General features: G+C 71.1%; 13 protein-coding genes. 8 read left to right on the top strand and 5 right to left on the bottom strand.

What is annotated here, in order from left to right:
- Positions 1–148 precede the first annotated feature (148 nt).
- The 3 genes from OG230_RS26220 to eccE all read right to left on the bottom strand — a co-directional run bounded on the left by OG230_RS26220 (position 149) and on the right by eccE (position 5,476).
- Positions 149–3,085, bottom strand: a complete 2,937-nt coding sequence (locus tag OG230_RS26220) for an SCO5717 family growth-regulating ATPase (protein ID WP_328906169.1) — start codon at positions 3,083–3,085, stop codon at positions 149–151.
- A gap of 319 nt (positions 3,086–3,404) precedes the next feature.
- On the bottom strand, positions 3,405–4,127 hold the full coding sequence (locus OG230_RS26225; RefSeq protein ID WP_328906170.1) for a hypothetical protein: 723 nt from the start codon (positions 4,125–4,127) through the stop codon (positions 3,405–3,407).
- Complete coding sequence (gene eccE / locus OG230_RS26230) at positions 4,127–5,476, bottom strand: type VII secretion protein EccE (protein WP_328911541.1); 1,350 nt, start codon at positions 5,474–5,476, stop codon at positions 4,127–4,129. Before eccE ends, OG230_RS26225 begins: the two co-directional genes overlap by 1 nt.
- A 226-nt stretch (positions 5,477–5,702) precedes the next feature.
- Between eccE and eccB the strand changes: the two genes are divergently transcribed.
- The 4 genes from eccB (at position 5,703) to OG230_RS26250 (ending at position 9,490) form a co-directional block, all read left to right on the top strand.
- Positions 5,703–7,250 carry a type VII secretion protein EccB gene (gene eccB / locus OG230_RS26235; RefSeq protein ID WP_328906171.1) on the top strand — a complete coding sequence of 516 codons (1,548 nt, stop codon included), beginning with the start codon at positions 5,703–5,705 and terminating at the stop codon, positions 7,248–7,250.
- A 45-nt stretch (positions 7,251–7,295) separates the two neighbouring features.
- Complete coding sequence (mycP, locus tag OG230_RS26240; RefSeq protein WP_328906172.1) at positions 7,296–8,537, top strand: type VII secretion-associated serine protease mycosin; 1,242 nt, start codon at positions 7,296–7,298, stop codon at positions 8,535–8,537.
- Between the two features lie 244 nt (positions 8,538–8,781).
- Positions 8,782–9,132 (top strand): hypothetical protein, encoded by a 351-nt coding sequence (locus OG230_RS26245; RefSeq protein WP_328906173.1) that lies wholly within the window; start codon positions 8,782–8,784, stop codon positions 9,130–9,132.
- A gap of 52 nt (positions 9,133–9,184) precedes the next feature.
- Positions 9,185–9,490 (top strand): WXG100 family type VII secretion target, encoded by a 306-nt coding sequence (locus OG230_RS26250; RefSeq protein ID WP_328906174.1) that lies wholly within the window; start codon positions 9,185–9,187, stop codon positions 9,488–9,490.
- A gap of 78 nt (positions 9,491–9,568) precedes the next feature.
- Here the strand turns inward: OG230_RS26250 and OG230_RS26255 are convergent, their stop codons facing one another.
- Together OG230_RS26255 and eccCa are read right to left on the bottom strand one after the other, a co-directional pair.
- Positions 9,569–9,802 (bottom strand): DUF397 domain-containing protein, encoded by a 234-nt coding sequence (locus OG230_RS26255; protein ID WP_328906175.1) that lies wholly within the window; start codon positions 9,800–9,802, stop codon positions 9,569–9,571.
- A gap of 151 nt (positions 9,803–9,953) precedes the next feature.
- Positions 9,954–13,913: a type VII secretion protein EccCa gene (gene eccCa, locus OG230_RS26260; RefSeq protein ID WP_328906176.1), complete on the bottom strand. Its 3,960-nt coding sequence runs from the start codon at positions 13,911–13,913 to the stop codon at positions 9,954–9,956.
- Positions 13,914–14,097: 184 nt separating this feature from the next.
- On the opposite strand from eccCa, the gene eccD reads away from it, so the two are divergent.
- The 4 genes from eccD to OG230_RS26280 all read left to right on the top strand — a co-directional run bounded on the left by eccD (position 14,098) and on the right by OG230_RS26280 (position 19,910).
- On the top strand, positions 14,098–15,579 hold the full coding sequence (eccD, locus tag OG230_RS26265) for a type VII secretion integral membrane protein EccD (protein ID WP_328906177.1): 1,482 nt from the start codon (positions 14,098–14,100) through the stop codon (positions 15,577–15,579).
- Between the two features lie 179 nt (positions 15,580–15,758).
- Positions 15,759–16,049 (top strand): 30S ribosomal protein S15, encoded by a 291-nt coding sequence (rpsO, locus tag OG230_RS26270; RefSeq protein WP_328906178.1) that lies wholly within the window; start codon positions 15,759–15,761, stop codon positions 16,047–16,049.
- A gap of 271 nt (positions 16,050–16,320) precedes the next feature.
- Complete coding sequence (locus tag OG230_RS26275) at positions 16,321–18,534, top strand: polyribonucleotide nucleotidyltransferase (protein WP_328906179.1); 2,214 nt, start codon at positions 16,321–16,323, stop codon at positions 18,532–18,534.
- Positions 18,531–19,910: a M16 family metallopeptidase gene (locus OG230_RS26280; RefSeq protein ID WP_328906180.1), complete on the top strand. Its 1,380-nt coding sequence runs from the start codon at positions 18,531–18,533 to the stop codon at positions 19,908–19,910. Before OG230_RS26275 ends, OG230_RS26280 begins: the two co-directional genes overlap by 4 nt.
- Positions 19,911–19,934: the final 24 nt, after the last annotated feature.

Raw genomic sequence — 19,934 nt, forward strand, 5'->3', positions numbered from 1 at the left:
TGGTTCGCCAGCTGGTGAAGCGAAGGTTTATCAGCGGGGGTCGAGCCGCGTCAACGGTGGGTCAAACGGCGTGTGGGCTGCGGGAATGCAAGAAGGGCCCGCATCGTGGAAACGATGCGAGCCCTCATTGGTTTAGACCTCTACTGCCCTACTGCTGAGGGGCTGGTGGGGGCTGCTGCTGCCATCCCGCGGGCGGTACCGGACCCTGCAGTTCCGACTCCCCGGTCCTGCCGTCGTGCTGTTGGGGCGCCGGGGGAGCGCCGGCCGGGCTCGCGCCGGACTGGGCCTGTGAGGGCAGCGACTGCTGCCAGCCGTTCTGCTGCGCACCGGGGCCGGGCTGCGGCGGGTACGGCTGCTGGGGAGGCAGCTGCTGCGGGGGCTGCTGTCCTCCGTACGGCTGCTGCGGATACGGCTGTTGGGGGTGCTGCGGCTGCTGCGGCTGCGGGTAGGGCTGGTACGGCTGCCCGGCCTGCGGCTGCCCCGGCTGCTGCTGCGGTACGTAGGGCTGCTGGCCCGGCGCCTGCTGACCCGGCGTCTGGTGACCCGGCATCGGCGGAGCGAACTGCGGCGGCTGGCTGCTGCCGTCCGAGGTCCACAGCCCCTGCTGCTGCTGGGCGCGCGCGAAGTCCTCCGCGACCATGGCCGAGAGGTTGAAGTACGCCTCGCGGGTCTTCGGACGCATCATGTCGAGGTCGACCTCGGCGCCCGCCGAGAGGTGCTCGTCGAACGGCACCACGACGACGCCGCGGCAGCGCGTCTCGAAGTGCTGCACGATGTCGTCGACCTTGATCATCTTGCCGGTCTCGCGGACGCCGGAGATGACCGTGATGGAACGCTGCACCAGGTCCGCGTACCCGTGGGCCGACAGCCAGTCCAGCGTGGTCGAGGCACTCGACGCACCGTCCACCGACGGCGTGGAGATGATGATCAGCTGGTCGGCGAGGTCCAGCACGCCGCGCATCGCGCTGTACAGCAGGCCGGTGCCCGAGTCCGTCAGGATGATCGGGTACTGCTTGCCGAGCACGTCGATCGCGCGCCGGTAGTCCTCGTCGTTGAACGTCGTCGAGACCGCCGGGTCCACGTCGTTGGCGATGATCTCCAGACCGGAGGGTGCCTGCGAGGTGAAGCGGCGGATGTCCATGTACGAGTTGAGGTACGGGATCGCCTGGACCAGGTCACGGATGGTGGCACCGGTCTCGCGGCGCACCCGGCGGCCGAGCGTGCCGGCGTCCGGGTTGGCGTCGATGGCGAGGATCTTGTCCTGCCGCTCGGTGGCCAGCGTCGAACCGAGCGCGGTCGTCGTCGTGGTCTTGCCGACGCCGCCCTTGAGGCTGATGACCGCGATCCGGTAGCAGGACAGCACCGGCGTACGGATCAGGTCCAGCTTGCGCTGGCGCTCGACCTCCTCCTTCTTCCCGCCCAGCTTGAAGCGGGCGGCGGCGGAGGGGGTGCGGCTGCTCTTGGCCTTCTGCTTGCCCCGGACCAGGCGGTCCGAGGAGAGCTCCACGGCTGCCGTGTACCCGAGCGGCGCCCCCGGCACGGAACGCTCGCGCTGGTCGTGGGTGACCGGGGTCGGCCAGGCGTTTCCGGTGCGCGGGTCCACGGGGGGTCCCTGCGGGGCTCCCTGCGGTGCCTGCTGCTGCGGATGCTGGGCGGGCGGCTGCTGCTGATGCTGCGGCGCCTGGTAGAGCTCCGGCTGCTGCTGCGGCGTGGCGGGCGTGAGCGGGGCGGGCAGATTGGGCGTTCCCGGGACCGGCGGCTGCGGGGCCTGCGCGGGCAGCGGTGCGCTCTGCGCGGGGAAGTGCGGCTGCTGCGGCTGCTGAGGCGTGGGGGCCTGCGGAGCCTGGGGCGGCTGCGGGAACCCGTATCCGCCCTGTGCCTGCGGGAATCCGTAACCGCCCTGCTGCTGCGGTGCGCCCTGGCCCGGGAACTGCGGCTGCTGTTGCTGGGGCGGCTGAGGTGCCTGCGGCGGCTGGGGCTGCTGAGGCGCCTGGGGGAATCCGTATCCGCCCTGGGGGGCCGGGACCCCGGGCTGCGCCGCCGGGACCGGACCCTGCGGCGGCTGAGGTGCCTGCGCCGCGTGCGGGAAGCCGTAGCCTCCGGGCGCCTCGTTCGTGGGTACCGGCGCGGGCCACTGGGACGCGGGCTGGGGCGCCGCGGGCTGCGGGGCGGCCGGCTGGAAGGCGGGCGGCAGCGGAGGCAGGGCGCCCTGCGCGGGCGGTGCGGGTGACCAGGGGACCGGCGCGTGGGACGGCGCGGCGTCCTGGGGCGCTTCGGCGGGCGGTACGTCCTGGGGCGCCGCGTCCACCGGAGCGTCGGCGGACACCGCGTCCACTGCGGCGGGCCCGGCGTCTCCCGGCGCGTCGGCCGCCGGTTCCGCGGCGGCCGGGACGGAGTCCTCCGCGGAGGCGTCCGGAGCGTCCGGCTCGTCCGTGGACCCGTCATCGGACGTACCCGGGGCCCCGTCCGTCACCGGGGCGACGGCAAGAGCCGCATGCTTCCCGTCGTCCGAGGCGTCGGCGTCCGCGTCCGCTTCCGGCTCCGGGCCGGAGCCCGTACCCGGGGCCGCGCTCGCGTCCGGCGTCGGCTCCGAGGCCGCGATCGCGGCCTCCGCTCCCGCAGCCGCTTCCCGCTCCGCGATCTCCCGCTTCAGGGCCGCCGGCGAGAACCGCATGGTCGCGCCGCTCTCCACGTCGCCACCGCCGAACGGATCCGGCGCCGCGCCGGAACCGGCGGGCTCGGCGGACGGTACGGAGGGTCCGGGGGCGGATGAGGGTTCGTCCGCCGCGGCCGAAGCCGCCGGGGAGGCCGGCGCCGCCGGTTCGGAGCGCGGTGCCCAGTTGGGCTCGTAGCCGCCGCCGGCCGGCAGCCCCGGCACGGAGACCGGCGCCCCGTTGGGCGGCGGAGGCGGCGCGAGATGCGAACCGGCTCCGCCCGACGAGTCCCCCGCCGCGTTCTGCGTGTACCAGGCGGGAGGGGTGTAGTCGATGGTGAACTCACCCGTCATCTCGGCGGGATCCGCGTCGGACGACTCGTCGACGGGCGTGTTCCATCCCCCGCGGATCTCGTCCCGATCGCCGTTCACTTTGCCTCCTGGTGTGGTCGAGCACCCTTGTGCCGTGGTGGGTGGGGGCGACCGTTCCCGTTGTCCGATCCGCCCGGCTCTCCCCCTTGGGACGCGCGTGGCCTGTCCACAGGTTCTCCTGGCGCGCCCTCACCCACCCTAATCGCCATCGGGCTCACTACGGCAGGCCGTACCGCGTCGCAAGAAGCGTCCCAGTACGACACGTACTGCGCCCAAGTGGGCGCCGAGCGGCTGAACGTGAGGACAGAAGCGGTCGAATTCGGATATCTGCGTACGGAACACGGAGCCTCCCGTGCGCAACGCGCCCCTCGCGGGGCGCTCAGTCCATCCGGCGTGCGCTGCCCAACAATCCGGTCTCGGAGTCGGTCGCCTGGGTCATCACGAACTGCCGGTCACGATCCGCGCACCACAGGGTGACGCCGTCGGCCAATGTGGACAGCGCCTGCGACTCGGAGGGCGACAGATGCAGGATGCGGCCGATCTGCGCGGCCTCGTCCGGCGAGACCCGCTGGATGCCGACGAGCGCCGACTTCTCCATCAGGCGCGGAGCCACCGGGCTCAGATACGGCAGCAGCGTCACCACCGACTGCCAGGGGCCCGCCACCACACGTCCGCGCGGCGGTCGCATCCCGCAGTCCCGCACCACGACGACCGGGGATCCGGCCGACGCTCCCTGCGGCGGCACCCGCCCCACGTCGTGCAGCGAGACGCACGGCTGCCCGCCGCCCGCCGCCTGGGCCAGCCCCGTCCAGGCGGCTGCCCGGCCGGTCTCCACGGCGATGCGGGCACCCGTGGCGGCGGCGCGCAGCGCCAGCACCTGGGCCGTCCACAGACCGCCGATCAGCGTGACCTCGTACGGAGTGGGCCGGTTGATGCCCAGCACCGCGGGACGCCCCTCGGCGTCGACCCCGATCACCGTGCCGTCGTCGCCGACCGGCAGGGCCAGGGACTCCAGCTCGTCGAAGGAGACCGCGTGCCTGCTGCGGCGCGGACCGATCAGACCGAAGCCCAGCCGGGCCCGGGTGCTCGACGGTGTGGACATCAGCGGGTACCCCCGAGCGGCAGCGTGGCGAGCACACCGGGCAGCTGCTCGCGGTCCAGTCGCACCAGCGCCGTCTTCACTCCGCGCGCGGTGCGCTCCAACTCATGGCGGGCGGCGACCAGTTCCTCGTCGCTGCGGCCCGTGATCCGGATGTGTCCGGTGACCGAGACCTCCGAGCGGTTGCCGTGGCCCAGCGTCAGGCTGAACGTCGTGGCGAGCGCCGGAATCGAGGTGAGCAGCGCGACCAGCTGCGGCATAGAGGCACCGCCGCCGCCCAACTGCGGCCAGCGGCCGACCCAGTACGTGGTGTGGCGCCGGTCGTCGCAGCGCCAGGTGCGCGAGGTCTCCTCGGTGCGCCGGCCCGGGGTCTCCGACCGGCTGGCCTGCGCCATCGCCAGCGGGCTGACACAGGCGGAGGTCGCGATCGCGGCGGTCAGTTCCTGCTCGGTGAGCACCGTCGCGCGGAACCCGGCCCCGGTCAGCCGGCTGGCCAGCTGGTCGGCGGCCCGCACCGCGCACTTCTGCGCCCCTTCGATGCCGCCGCCGCGCGCCTGCACCGCCTCGGGGCAGAGTTCCGGGTCCAGCTTGAGCGCGATCCAGGTGATCCGCACCGCCGGCGAACCCGTCTGGGCCTGCAGGGGCGCGTAGTTGCGCGCGGCGACCGACTGCGACGGCAGGTGCGGGGCGGGAGCGGGCTGGGTGTGCTGCACGATCTGCGCGGACTCCAGGCGGATTCCGTCGACGTCGAGCACATCGCGCACGAGGGTCAGGGGCAGCGGCCGCGCCGAGCGGTCCGGGCGCAGCGCCGTGGCGTCCGACTCGACCTGGACGACCGCCGTCAGGAACGTGCCGTCGCCGATCATGCCGACCGGGCGCCGGTCGCGGTCGCTGAAGGAGTACGTGCGCAGGGCGGGCTCGCACTCGACGGCGGGCGCCAGGCCGGGCTCCGTACCCGCGGGCAGGACCAGGGAGGCCGCACGCCGGCTGCGGGCCCGCAGCGCGAAGACCGTGCTCAGCCACTCCGGCAGCGACCGGCGGTGCCGGCGGACGACGGCGAGCAGGACCAGGATCGCGGCGGCGACTCCGGCCGGAACCAGCAGCAGCGGTTCGACGACCCAGGCGGCGACCAGCAGGGCGGCGGCGATTTCGATCAGTACGAGTTGTTGCAATCGGAACGAACCGAACTGTCCGGCCCGTCCGTTCAGCCGCGGCGAGGCCGCTCCACCGGAGCCGGGGACGCCCGGAGGTGAGGTGCGGGAACCGCGGCGGGAGGCCCGTGGGCCGCCTGATCCGGGAGCCCCGGACGCCTGTGTGGTCCCGGCCGGACGTGTCCGCGTTGCGGAAGCCATCATTCCGGCATTCCCCCGTTCATAAGGCCCAACTCCACCCGATCGCCCCTGCCCCGCCGGGGCTTCGGCGGCTGGATCACCCTACCCGGCCCACGGGCACTCACGATCAGCAGGCATAGTAGGGGGCCGGTCCGGCACCAGGGTCCGGCATCCGGGGTCCGGCACAGGGGGCGGGGATGCGTCCGCTCCTGGGCCGCGCGGGGAGACACGGGAGACAGACAGACTCATGGCATCACGGCGGGATGAGCTCAACGCGTACACCTTTGCGAAGAAGCGCACGGTGGCGGCATTCCTCCAACCGTCGCCCACCGGGACCGAGGAGGGCGCGCCCCGGCCCTTGCGGGCCGTCGTCCCGAGCCTGATCGTCGGCGCGCTGATCCTCGCCGGATTCGGCGCCTGGGGCATGTTCAAGCCCACCGCGCCCAAGGACTGGGACAAGCCCGGCACCAAGGTGATCGTCGGCAAGAAGTCCACCACCCGCTACGTGGTGCTCAGCACGGGCGAGGGCAAGAACAAGAAGACGCTCCTCCACCCCGTACTGAACCTCGCCTCGGCCCGACTGCTCCTCACCCCGCAGCAGTTCGACGTGGTCCAGGTCGGCGACGACATCCTGGACGCGGGCAAGCCCCCGCGCGGACCGATCCTCGGCATCCCGTACGCCCCCGACCGGCTCCCCGAGCCGAAGGACGCGGGAACGCCCAAGCGCTGGGCGGTCTGCGAACAGCCCGGCGGCAAGGGCAACACCGTGCAGAAGGCGGCGTTCGTCTTCGCCGAGCGGGACCTGAAGCTGACCGAGGGCAGGAAGCAGCTCGCCGGCGGACAGGTGCTCTACGTCCAGGGCCAGGACAGGGCCCGCTACCTCGTCGACGCGAGCGGCACCAAGTACCGCATCGACGAGAGCGCCACCGACAACGGCCATCTGACCAACGCCCTGGTCGGCAGCAGCCTCCCGCAGGCCGTCACCGACGACTGGCTCGCCACCCTGCACGACGGCAGCCCGGTCGTCTTCCCGCGGATCCCCGGCACGGTCGGCGCACCCGCCCGCATCCAGGGCCAGCTCTCCGCCGAGGAGAACAAGGTCGGCATGGTGCTCAGGACCGAGACCGGCAACGGCACCCAGCACTACGTGGTGCTCGACGGCAGGGTTCAGCCGATCTCCGAGTTCACCGCCTGGCTGCTGATCAACTCCCCGCAGACCGCGCCCCTGAACCTGGACAGCGAGGCGCGCGCCGTCGGACTCCAGGACTTCGTCCCGGACGGCGAGACCTTCGCCGGCCAGGGCGCGCGCTGGCCGGCCCACAAGGCCGAGCAGGTCAACTCGGCGTCCGGCGACGGCAGCAGGGACACCATCTGCAGCGTGCTGCGCAAGGTGGACGACAAGGGCCGTACGACGCTGAGCGTCTGGGCCGGTACGGAGTACCCGGCCGCGATCAACGCCGGTGGCACCAGCACCTACGTCACCCCCGGCAGCGGGCTGCTCTACACCCAGGTCCAGGGCCGCCAGACCAGCCCCGACGGCTCGCTCTTCCTGGTCACCGACACCGGGCTGCGGTACGCGGTCCAGGCGAACGGCGACAGCGACGCCCGGCGCTCCGACATCGGCACCGGCGACCAGCAGGGCCAGGGCGACGGCCGCCCCGAGCCGAGCCAGGCGCAGATCCGGCTCGGCTACGAGAAGATCGTCCCCTCCCTCGTGCCGATCGCGTGGTCGGACTTCCTGGCCAAGGGCCCCCGGCTCGACACCAACAGCGCCCGCCAGCCCCAGGGCTCGTAACCGCCTCGTTCGCAGTGGGACCACGAACTCGGGGGAGAGGAACAGATGTTGTACCGGAAGACCGCGCTGCTGACGGCGGCCACGGCCGCGCTGGCCGCACTCGCGGCGCCGCAGGCCGCCTACGCGGCCACGGGGACCGAGGAGCCCGGCGGCCTCGGGATCAACGGCAGCGGTGAGTGCACGTTCCCGATGAAGAAGCAGTTCGAGGGCAGGCCCTGGTCGCTCCAGCGGGTCCTGCTCGACGAACTCTGGCAGGACTCCAAGGGCAAGGGCGTCCGCGTCGCGGTCATCGACACCGGTGTGGACAACGCCAACCCGCAGCTCAGGACCGCCGTCGACACCACCGCCGGCCGTGATCTCCTCAGCGCCAAGGGCGACGGCACGACCGACGAGGTCGGACACGGCACCAAGGTTGCCGGCATCATCGCCGCCCGCCCCCGCAAGGGCACCGGATTCGTCGGACTGGCCCCCGAGGCCACGATCATCCCGATCCGGCAGAACGACGAGAAGAACAGCGGCAAGGACACCACGATGGCCACCGCCATCGACCACGCGCTCGCCAAGGGCGCCGACGTCATCAACATCTCCCAGGACACCACGAAGCCGCTGGCCGCCACGTCCGACCTGGGCAGGGCCGTCGCCAGGGCGCTCGCCAGGAACGTCGTCGTCGTCGCCTCCGCGGGCAACGACGGCGCGGACGGAAAGCGGAAGGCCACCTACCCGGCAGCCTTCGACGGCGTGCTCGCCGTCGCCTCCTCCGACCGCAACAACGAACGCGCCGAGTTCTCCCAGGCCGGGGAGTTCGTCGGCGTCGCCGCCCCCGGCGTGGACATCGTCTCCACCGTCCCCGGCAACGGCCAGTGCGCCGACAACGGCACCAGCTTCTCCGCGCCGTACGTGGCCGGGGTCGCCGCCCTCCTCAAGGCCAAGTACCCCACCTGGACGGCCGCCCAGATCGTCGCCCGGATCGAGCAGACGGCCGAGCGGTCCATCACCGGCCACGACGACTTCGTCGGCTGGGGCGTCGTCGACCCGGTCCGCGCGCTGGCCGGCGACAAGGACGACGTACCGCTCGACGCGGCGCACCCCGACACCCCGCCGCCCAGGGCCCAGGCCCCGGAGCCCGCGCATCTCGCGATGTCCGAGACACCGCAGGAGCGCAGCGAGCGCTACGCCACCTACGCGCTGGCCCTCGCGGCCGTCCTGGTCTCCGTCGTGGCCGGGACCGCGACCGTCGTCCGGGATGTCCGGCGGCGGCGCGGTTTGCGGGAGAGCGCCGCCCAGTGAAGTACCTCTCTCCCCGGAAACCCCAGTTGGGGCGAGATGATGAAGTGACTAGGGTGGTAGCAGACTTCACGTGTGTGACGGGGGAACGAGAAGTGGTCGAGGCCGACGCGGGCGGACGGAAATGCCGCAGCGCGCTCCGGGGACCCCGCACTTACCCCACTCCGTATCCGGAGCACACGGGGGCAGGAAGAAGCCTGACCGCGACCTGCGGACAGGCCCGGGAACTGAGAGATAGGACCTCCGGATGACCAACCCCGCAGGTGGTTTCGGACTTGCCGACGATCCGATCGTCCAGGCGAAGAACAAGATCATCGACACCGCCGAGGCGGTGTCCAAGCAGGCCAGGGAGCTGGCCGACATCCTCGCGACGGTGAGCGCGGGCTGGACCGGTGTGGGCGCCTCGGGATTCTCGTCCGCGCAGATCGTGATCAACGAGGACCACGACGAGATCCGTCGGCTGCTCAACGTGCTCCTCAACGCCGTGAGCCAGACCAAGAACCTCAGCAACGCCAACGACGACGAGGTCCGCGCGGCCTTCAACGCCGTGAAGGCACCGGCGTCCTCGGGCAACACGTCCGGGCTGAACGGCGTCTGAGTCCCGCCGCAGCACCCTTCCACGTACACGCTGAGCACAGAGGAGAAGACTGATGGCTGGGGACCCGAACACCAAGGTCAGGTACGAGAGCGTCCAGGAGATGGCGAACCGCATCCGTGTGGTGTCGCGCAACATCATCACGGACCTCGCGGAGATGGACGCCGCCCTCAAGGTCGTCACCGACACCTGGGACGGTGACGCCCACGCGGAGTACATCACGCTCCAGGGCAAGTACAAGGGCAAGGCCGATCACATGAAGGACCGGCTGGAGCAGGTCGCGAAGATCATCGAGACCGGCAAGGACAGCTACCGCTCCACGGACGTCAAGGCTTCGCGCCTGTTCACCGAGTCGTACTGACCCACCCGTTCGTACACACGCGAGAGGGGCACGCTCGGCGGAGCGTGCCCCTCTTCGCCGTTCCCGCGCGGAACCGTCCTACTTCAGGTCGAACTCGCCGTCACGCGCGCCCAGTACGAAGGCGGTCCACTCGGCCTCCGTGTACCGCAGCACGGTCTCCGGGTCCAGCGAGGAGCGCATCGCCACGGCCCCGCCCGGCAGATGAGCGATCTCGACGCGCTCCTCGGCCTGCTCGGTGCCGGGCGCACCCAGCCATTCCACCCCCGAGATGTCCAGTGCGTACAGCTCGTCCTTCTCCTGCTGAGTGCCCATCAGGCGCCCTTCCTCTCCCGCAATCCATGTACCTGGCCCGCACCCCGATTATCCCGGGTCCGCCCTGTCCACGGGGGCCGAAAGCGGCAAGCCCGTCCGGCCGCCGGAAGAACCGGCAACCGGACGGGCCCGGGATACGTCCGCGGCGCCCTCAGCGCTGCTCGGGCAGCCGCCCGATCTGCACCAGCGGAGTCCCGCGCCTGCGGGAGGCGAAGTAGCCACGCCCCGGCGGCATCGCGTGACCGCGTACCGAGCCGATCAGGTCGCCCTCGGACGGGTCGCCGGAGAGCACCACGCCCTGCGCGCCCAGCTCCTTGATGCGCTGCATGAACCCCTCGTACATCGACCGCGACGCCCCCGCGGAGTTCCGCGCGATGATGAAGCGGACGCCGGTATCCCGGGCGAACGGCAGGTACTCCGCCAGCGGGGCCAGCGGGTTGCCCGCGTTCGTCGCCACCAGGTCGTAGTCGTCGACGATGATGAAGATCTGCGGACCGCTCCACCAACTGCGGTCCCGCAGCTGCTGCGGAGTCACATCCGTCGGCGGCTGCCGGCGCGCGAACACCCCGGCCAGTGCCTCCATGTGCATCTGCATGGAGCTCGCCATCGGCGCGTACTCCAGCAGGTGGGACTCCGGCAGCGCGCCCAGCAGCGCCCGCCGGTAGTCCCCGACGACGAGCTTCGCCTCGTCGGGGGAGTACCGCTCCGCGATCTGCTTGGCGATCAGCCGCAGCAGGTTCGTCTTGCCGGACTCGCTCTCGCCGAAGATCAGGAAGAACGGGTCCGTCTCGAAGTCGACGAACACCGGCTCCAGCGCCGTCTCGTCGATACCGATCGCGATGCCCCGCTCCGGGAACTCGAAGCCCTTGGGCAGCTGGTCCGCGGCCAGCTTGCGCGGCAGCAGCCGTACGGCCGGCGCGGCGGGACCCGTCCAGTTCGCCCGCACCGTGGCGACGAAGGCGGCCGTGCCCTCGGAGAGGTCCGAGGCGTCGCTGACCGAGTCGATACGCGGCAGAGCGCCCATGAAGTGCAGCTTCTCCGGCACCTGCCCGCGGCCCGGCACCCCCGGCGGCACGTTCACCGCGACCTTGCGGTCGAACTCCGAGTCCATGACGTCGCCGAGCCGCAGTTCGAGCCGGCCCAGGATCTGGTCCTTCAGCGCCGCCCGGACCTCCATGTAACGGGCCGCGGTGATGACCACGTGGATGCCGTAACCGAGACCGCGCGAGGCGATGTCCGTGACGGTCTGCTCCAGCATCTCGTACTCGGCCCGGAAGCCGCCCCAGCCGTCGATGACCAGGAACACGTCGCCCCACGCCTCGCCGGGCAGCTCGCCCTGGGCGCGCTTGCGCCGGTAGGTGGCGATGGAGTCGATGGAGTGCGCCCGGAAGAACTCCTCGCGCCGGTTGAGCACGCCCGCGACCTCGGCGACCGTACGACGCACCCGCTCCGGGTCCAGCCGCGAGGCCATCCCGCCGACGTGCGGCAGGTCCGCCAGCGAGACGAGCCCGCCGCCACCGAAGTCCAGCCCGTAGAACTGCACCTCGTGCGGGGTGTGCGTGAGCGCGAACGACGAGATCAGCGCCCGCATCATCGTGGACTTGCCGGACTGCGGACCGCCGACGACCATCATGTGGCCCGCCGCACCGGAGAAGTCCCGGTACAGCACCTCACGCCGCTGCTCGAAGGGCTTGTCGATCAGGCCCAGCGGGACCGTCAGACCGCCGGGCCGGGTGTACTCGGTCGCCGTGAACCCGCGGTCCGCGGTCGGCGCGAGACCCGGCAGCAGCTGGTCCAGCGTCGGCGCCCGGTCCAGCGGGGGCAGCCACACCTGGTGGGCCGGCACCCCCTGGCCCTCAAGGCGCCGCACGATCACGTCCAGCACCGTGTCGGCGAGCGCGTCCTCGTCCGCCTCCGAACGGGCCGCGGCCAGCTGCGCCGGGTCCGGAGCCGCGTACACGACCGGCACCGGAACGGCACTGAACACCGCGGGCCGCCGCTCGACCGGCAGCTGCCCCACCGAGAGATCGGGACCGCCCGTGCGGTACGCCCCCGACACGTACGCCGCCTTGAACCGCGTCATCTCGTCCGTACCGAACTTGAGATAGCCGGAACCCGGCACCGAGGGCAGGTGGTACGCGTCCGGCACACCCAGCGCCGTGCGCGACTCCGCAGCCGAGAAGGTCCGCAGACCGATCCGGTACGAGAGGTAGGTGTCCAGACCGCGCAGCTTGCCCTCCTCCAGGCGCTGCGAGGCCAGCAGCAGATGCACGCCCAGGGAGCGGCCGATCCGGCCGATCTGGATGAACATGTCGATGAAGTCGGGCTTGGCCGTGAGGAGTTCGGAGAACTCGTCGATGACCAGCACCAGCGAGGCCAGCGGCTCCAGCGCGGCACCCGCGGCGCGCGCCTTCTCGTAGTCGTGGATATTGGCGTAGTTGCCGGCCGAGCGCAGCAGCTCCTGCCGGCGCTGCAGCTCACCACGGATCGCGTCACCCATGCGGTCGACCAGCGTCAGGTCGTCCGAGAGGTTGGTGATCACCGCGGCCACGTGCGGCATGTGCGACATGCCGGCGAACGTCGCGCCGCCCTTGAAGTCGGCGAGTACGAAGTTGAGCGTCTCCGAGGAGTGCGTGACCGCGAGCCCCAGCACCAGGGTCCGCAGCAGCTCCGACTTGCCGGAGCCCGTCGCGCCGACACACAGCCCATGCGGGCCCATGCCCTCCTGCGCGGCCTCCTTGAGGTCCAGCATCACCGGCTGGCCGTCCTCGCCGACACCGATCGGCACCCGGAGCCGCTCCGAGACCGACCGGGGACGCCAGGTGCGCGCCACGTCGACCGCGGCCGCGTCGCCCAGGTTGAGCAGATCCGTGAAGTCCAGGTTGGCGAGCAGCGGTTCGTCGTCGTCGCCCCCGCCCATCATGAGCGGCGCCAGCTGCCGGGCCAGCGCCTCGGCGGCAGGCAGCGAGATCCCGTCCGGCACACCCTCGTACGCCAGTCCGGCACCGGACTCCAGCCGCAGCATCCCCGGCCGCACCACCACGGAGAGACCACCGCGCGGCTCGTCCAGCTCGCCCGGCACCACCTCGACGATGGTCACGCCCTGAAGGCCCTCGGCCGCCGCGAACAGCGAGTCCGGCGGCACCATCCCACCGTCCAGGACCACCACGATGTGCGGCTGGTCCAGCACCGGCTGGCTCTCCCGGCCGAACCGCGGCCGGCCCTCGAGACGGCTCGCGAGCAACAGCTCCAGCTCACCCAGATCGTCGCCGAACAGCCGCTTGGTACCGGCCCCGTCGACCTGCCCGCGCACCTGCGTGTGCGGCAGCCACTTCGTCCAGTCCCAGCGCGCCACGGCACCCGGCGCCGCCACCACGGCGACCACCAGGTCCTCGGGGGAGTGCAACGTCACCAACTGCGCCACCAGCGAGCGGGCGGTGGACTGCGCCGCCTCCGGCTGACCGGAGACCGTCACGTGGTAGAACGCCCGCATCGAGACGGCCATCGGCAGCCCGTCCAGGGACCCGTGCACGGCGAGGAACTGCTGCATCGCGCCCGCGCACATCGGCTCCAGCTCGTCCACCGGAGCGGTCTCGGGAGCGATCAGCGGAGTCGCCAGCTGCTGCGCGCCGAGCCCCACCCGCACATGGGCGAAGTCCTTGTCGCCCACGCGCCGTTCCCAGACCCGGCTGCCCTCGGCGACCACCGACCACAGCTGTTCGGGCGCGGGGTGCAGATACAGCTGTACGTCACGCTGCGCGCGGGCGGTCCTGCGGACCGTCCGACGGGTCTGCGCAAGGTATTTGAGGTAGTCGCGCCGCACATCCGCCATTTGCCCCTGCGTACCGCGACGGTGGCGGACCAGCTGGGCGACCACCATTCCGACGGTCGACACGAGCATCAGGACACCCATGATCCGCATGAACGGCGGTGCCTGCGGCGAGAAGAAGAACACCACCGAGGAACCCATGCCGAGCACCGGCAGGATCTGCATCAGCATGCCCTCCTGCTGCCCGCGCGGCAGTTCGGGAGGGGCCTCCAACGTCAACTCGTCCGCGGGTACTTCCGGCGGCAGAGACCGCGGAGGTCGTTTCACGACGATCTGGCTCACCGGAACATCAATCCCTCAATACGGACGGGCGGAAGGCCGGTCTGGTCCGCACCGACGCCCCCGTGGCTGCGTTCGCGCGGACTTCCCTCCGCGCGACGGTGATCCTACTTGCAGATCACCTGGCCCCCTCCCGGTAGGGTGGCGCGCGCACTGTGCGCAACCGCGAATCAGGGGGACCAGACACGTGAGTACGACCGCAGCGACGGGTTTCTGCCGCGTCACTGTCGTGGCGCCCGACAGCCGGATCGACGTCGCCCTTCCGGAAGACATCGCCGTCGCCGACGTCTACCCGGAGATCCTGCGCCTCACGGGCCAGACCCAGGCCGCCGGAACACCCACCGGCTTCCACCTCGTACGCCGCGACGGGACCGTCCTCGACGGCGCCCGCACGCTGGCGGCCCAGCAGGTACTCGACGGCGAACTCCTCAGCCTGCGCCCGTTCGCGCAGTCGCTGCCGCCCGCCGTCTTCGACGACGTCTCGGACGCGGTCGCCTCGGCCGTCACCCGCGACCGCCACCTGTGGAGCGACGAACTGCTGCGCGGCGCCGGCCTGGTCGGCGGCGTACTCCTGCTCGTACTCATGGGCTTCGTGCTCTGGTTCGCGGACCCCCTGCGCCACGACATGCACAGCCTGCCCGGCATCATCGCCGGCTCCGCGGGCCTCCTGCTGACCGCCTTCGCCGGAGTACGCGCCCGGGTCTACGCGGACCGTGCCACCGCCGTCGCCCTCGGCCTCGGCGCACTCCCGCTCGTCCTCATCGCCGGCTCCGGCATCATCGGCCCGGACGCCGGACAGGGACCCGGCCGCCTGCAGTTCCTGCTCGGCTGCGTCGCCGTGCTGGTCGCGTCGGTCGCCCTGGTCGCCCTGACACCGAGCGGGGACGCGCCGTTCGTCGCGGCCACCTTCCTCGCCACCGTCGGCACCCTCGCCACCTTCGTCGCGATCCTCACCGAGGCGTCCGCCACGCAGACCGCCGCCGTCTGCGCCCCGGTGGCCCTCGGCCTCGTCGCCTTCCTGCCCGGCCTCTCGGCCCGCTTCGCCCGGCTCCCCATCGGATACGCCTCCCCGCGCACCACGCCGGCCGGCTACGACGACACCTTCGCCGACGCGAACAGCGGCCCCGAGGCGGACGGCGAACCCGTCGACGCCGAGCGCATCGCCGCCCAGGCCCGCCGCGGCCACGAGATGCTCCTCGGCCTCGTCGGCGGCTGCGCGGCCGTGGCCGTCGGATCGGCGGCCGTGCTCGGCTTCAGCGACAACATCTGGGGCCAGATCCTCGCCCTCGCGGCCGGCCTCGCGATGCTGCTGCGCGCCCGCCTCTTCCGCTACACCTCGCAGGTCGCCTGCGTCCTCGTCGCCGGAATCGGCGCGATCGCCCTGCTGGTCCTCGGCCTCTCCCTCAACCCGCCGACCGACCTGCTGTACGAGCTCGCGCGCTACGGAGACCGCGGCTCCCTCGACATCCGTACGATCTGGCTCTCCGCCGCGGTCGCGGGCGGTGCGGCCCTGCTCACCGCGATCGGCCTGATCATTCCGCGCAAGGGGCTCTCCCCCTTCTGGGGCCGTCTCCTCGACCTCACCGAGAGCGCCCTGCTCCTCTCCCTCGTCCCGCTCTGCCTGGCCGTCCTGGACATCTTCAGCCGGGCCCGCGCGATGACGAGCTAGGTACTCGTCCGGAGCGCTCCGGAACGGCTGGTACTCTGACTGGTGGCCGTTTGTGTACGCGTTCCCGGTTCGTTCTGGGGGCTGCGCTCATCGGACCTTCGCTCCCGAGTCACACAAGCTCCCCTGAGAACAAGACCAGGGGCACTCGTGGGCGCATCGAATACCTAGAGGAGTACCGCGTGCCGCTCGACGCCGTTACGAAGAAGCAGATCATGACCGAGTTCGCGCAGAAGGAGGGCGACACCGGTTCCCCCGAGGTCCAGGTTGCCATGCTCTCCCGCCGCATCTCGGACCTGACCGAGCACCTCAAGACGCACAAGCACGACCACCACTCCCGTCGTGGTCTGCTGATCCTGGTCGGCCAGCGTCGCCGCCTCCTGCAGTACCTTGCCAAGAAGGACATCCAGCGCTTCCGTGCGCTCGTCGACCGCCTCGGCATCCGCCGCGGTGCGGCCGGCGGCGCCAAGTAAGGACGCTGTGAGAGGGAGCGGTTCCCACTTCTAGGGGGCCGCTCCCTTTGCTGTACGTGCGGGACCGGGGTCAAGCTCAGTAACCTGGACGTACAACACCAGAACGAGGAGGAGCGCCCTCCAGCCTCCGCCGGTCCTCGGTAGTGGCCCCCGGGACAACGCCCGGGTGCTTCGATCGAAGACCGGCCCGCACTCAAGGAGCGCTTCTCCGTACCGTCCCCCCGCCACACGGGCGGAAGGACGAAAGACGACGAGTATGGAGAAATCACTAGTGGAGAACGAGACCCACTACGCCGAGGCCGTTATCGACAACGGAACCTTCGGCACCCGCACCATCCGCTTCGAGACGGGCCGCCTCGCCAAGCAGGCCGCCGGCTCCGCCGTTGCGTACCTGGACGACGACACCATGGTGCTGTCGGCCACCACCGCCTCCAAGAGGCCCAAGGACAACCTCGACTTCTTCCCCCTCACGGTGGACGTCGAGGAGCGGCAGTACGCCGCCGGCAAGATCCCCGGCTCGTTCTTCCGCCGGGAGGGCCGCCCCTCCGAGGACGCGATCCTCACCTGCCGCCTGATCGACCGCCCGCTGCGCCCCTCCTTCAAGAAGGGCCTGCGCAACGAGATCCAGATCGTCGAGACGATCATGGCGCTCAACCCCGACCACCTGTACGACGTGGTCGCGATCAACGCCGCCTCCGCTTCCACGATCCTGGCGGGCCTGCCCTTCTCCGGCCCGATCGGCGCCACCCGCGTCGCCCTGATCAAGGGCCAGTGGGTCGCGTTCCCGACGCACACCGAGCTCGAGGACGCCGTCTTCGACATGGTCGTCGCCGGTCGCGTCCTCGAGGACGGCGACGTCGCGATCATGATGGTCGAGGCCGAGGCCACCGAGAAGACCATCCAGCTCGTCCAGGACGGTGCCGAGGCCCCGACCGAGGAGATCGTCGCCGCCGGTCTGGAAGCCGCGAAGCCCTTCATCAAGGCGCTCTGCAAGGCCCAGTCCGACCTCGCCGCCAAGGCTGCCAAGCCCACCGGCGAGTTCCCGGTCTTCCTCGACTACCAGGACGACGTCCTGGAGGCGCTCAGCAAGGCCGTCAGCACCGAGCTCGCCAAGGCGCTCACCATCGCCGGCAAGCAGGAGCGCGAGGCGGAGCTGGACCGCATCAAGGAGATCGCGGGCGAGAAGCTCCTCCCGGCCTTCGAGGGCCGCGAGAAGGAGATCTCCGGTGCCTACCGCGCGCTGACCAAGAAGCTGGTCCGCGAGCGCGTCATCAAGGACAAGGTCCGCATCGACGGCCGCGGCGTCACGGACATCCGTACGCTGGCCGCCGAGGTCGAGGCCATCCCGCGCGTGCACGGCTCGGCGCTCTTCGAGCGTGGCGAGACCCAGATCCTGGGCGTCACCACCCTCAACATGCTCCGTATGGAGCAGCAGCTGGACACCCTTTCCCCGGTGACCCGCAAGCGCTACATGCACAACTACAACTTCCCGCCGTACTCCGTCGGTGAGACCGGCCGCGTGGGCTCGCCCAAGCGCCGCGAGATCGGCCACGGTGCGCTCGCCGAGCGCGCCATCGTGCCGGTGCTGCCGTCGCGCGAGGAGTTCCCCTACGCGATCCGCCAGGTCTCCGAGGCGCTGGGCTCCAACGGCTCGACGTCCATGGGCTCGGTCTGCGCCTCGACCATGTCCCTGCTGAACGCCGGTGTGCCCCTCAAGGCCGCCGTCGCCGGTATCGCCATGGGCCTGATCTCGCAGGAGATCGACGGCAAGACCCACTACGTCGCCCTCACCGACATCCTCGGTGCGGAGGACGCCTTCGGCGACATGGACTTCAAGGTCGCCGGTACGAAGACCTTCGTCACCGCGCTCCAGCTCGACACCAAGCTCGACGGCATCCCCGCCTCGGTCCTGGCCGCCGCGCTGAAGCAGGCCCGTGACGCGCGTCTGCACATCCTGGACGTCATGAACGAGGCCATCGACGTCCCGGACGAGATGTCCCCGAACGCCCCGCGGATCATCACCGTCAAGATCCCGGTGGACAAGATCGGTGAGGTCATCGGCCCCAAGGGCAAGATGATCAACCAGATCCAGGAGGACACCGGCGCCGACATCACGATCGAGGACGACGGCACCATCTACATCGGTGCCCAGCAGGGCTCGCAGGCCGAGGCCGCGCGCGCCACGATCAACGCGATCGCCAACCCGACCATGCCGGAGGTCGGCGAGCGTTACCTGGGTACGGTCGTCAAGACCACCACCTTCGGTGCCTTCGTCTCCCTCATGCCCGGCAAGGACGGCCTGCTGCACATCTCGCAGATCCGCAAGCTCGCCGGTGGCAAGCGCGTGGAGAACGTCGAGGACGTGCTCGCGGTCGGCTCCAAGGTCCAGGTCGAGATCGCGGAGATCGACTCCCGCGGCAAGCTCTCCCTGATCCCGGTCGTCGAGGGTGAAGAGGACGAGAAGAAGGACGACGCTGCCAAGTGACGTCCCGTAGTTCCGTGACGACGGCCCGCACCTCCTCGGAGGCGCGGGCCGTCGCCCGTACCCAAACGCTTCTCAAGGGCAGCAACGGCATCGGCACGGTCCGCCGTACGATCCTCCCCGGCGGTCTCCGGATCGTCACCGAGTCCCTGCCCTCCGTACGCTCCGCCACCTTCGGCATCTGGGCCAACGTCGGATCACGCGACGAGACGCCCGCGCTGAACGGCGCGACGCACTACCTCGAACACCTCCTCTTCAAGGGCACCGCCAAGCGCAGCGCCCTCGACATCTCCTCCGCGATCGACGCGGTCGGCGGCGAGATGAACGCCTTCACGGCGAAGGAGTACACCTGCTACTACGCGCGGGTCCTCGACACGGACCTGCCGCTGGCCATCGACGTCGTCTGCGACATGCTGACCGGCTCCCTGATCGCCTCCGAGGACGTCGACGCCGAGCGCGGCGTCATCCTCGAAGAGATCGCGATGACCGAGGACGACCCGGGCGACTGCGTGCACGACCTGTTCGCGCACACGATGCTCGGCGACACCCCCCTCGGCCGCCCCGTCCTCGGCACGGTCGACACGGTCAACGGGCTGAACCGCGGCCAGATCGCCCGCTTCTACAAGAAGCACTACGACCCCACGCACCTGGTCGTCGCCGCCGCGGGCAACGTCGACCACGCCACGGTCGTACGCCAGGTCCGCAAGGCGTTCGAGCGCGCCGGCGCCCTCTCCCGTACCGACGCCGTCCCGATGGCGCCGCGCGAGGGCTCCCGCACCCTGCGCACCGCGGGCCGCGTGGAGCTCCTGAACCGCAAGACGGAGCAGGCCCACGTGGTCCTCGGCATGCCGGGCCTGGCCCGGACCGACGAGCGCCGCTGGGCGCTCGGCGTCCTCAACACGGCGCTCGGCGGAGGCATGTCCTCCCGCCTCTTCCAGGAGGTACGGGAGAAGCGCGGGCTGGCCTACAGCGTGTACTCGTACACCTCGGGCTTCGCCGACTGCGGACTCTTCGGTGTGTACGCGGGCTGCCGGCCCAGCCAGGTCCACGACGTCCTCAAGATCTGCCGCGACGAGCTCGACCGCGTCGCGAACGACGGGCTCGACGACGAGGAGATCGGCCGTGCCATCGGCCAGCTCTCCGGCTCCACGGTCCTCGGCCTGGAGGACACCGGCGCGTTGATGAACCGCATCGGCAAGAGTGAGCTGTGCTGGGGCGAGCAGATGTCGGTCGACGACATGCTGGAGCGGATCGCGGCGGTCACGCCCGACGACGTCCGCGCGGTGGCGGGCGATGTCCTGGGACACCGTCCTTCGCTCTCCGTCATCGGTCCGCTCAAGGACAAGCAGGCGGACCGCCTGCAAGAAGCGGTCTCCTAACACTCCTCGTAAGGAAGAGATCAC

The organism is Streptomyces sp. NBC_00234, from assembly GCF_036195325.1.
Classification (GTDB): domain Bacteria; phylum Actinomycetota; class Actinomycetes; order Streptomycetales; family Streptomycetaceae; genus Streptomyces.

Bases quoted from the DNA above. Each gene is read 5' to 3' on its own strand.
- OG230_RS26255 (WP_328906175.1), bottom strand. From the start codon at position 9,802: ATGGGCACTCAGCAGGAGAAGGACGAGCTGTACGCACTGGACATCTCG.
- OG230_RS26225 (WP_328906170.1), bottom strand. From the start codon at position 4,127: ATGTCCACACCGTCGAGCACCCGGGCCCGGCTGGGCTTCGGTCTGATC.
- OG230_RS26250 (WP_328906174.1), top strand. From the start codon at position 9,185: ATGGCTGGGGACCCGAACACCAAGGTCAGGTACGAGAGCGTCCAGGAG.
- OG230_RS26245 (WP_328906173.1), top strand. From the start codon at position 8,782: ATGACCAACCCCGCAGGTGGTTTCGGACTTGCCGACGATCCGATCGTC.
- eccE (WP_328911541.1), bottom strand. From the start codon at position 5,476: ATGGCTTCCGCAACGCGGACACGTCCGGCCGGGACCACACAGGCGTCC.
- eccB (WP_328906171.1), top strand. From the start codon at position 5,703: ATGGCATCACGGCGGGATGAGCTCAACGCGTACACCTTTGCGAAGAAG.
- mycP (WP_328906172.1), top strand. From the start codon at position 7,296: ATGTTGTACCGGAAGACCGCGCTGCTGACGGCGGCCACGGCCGCGCTG.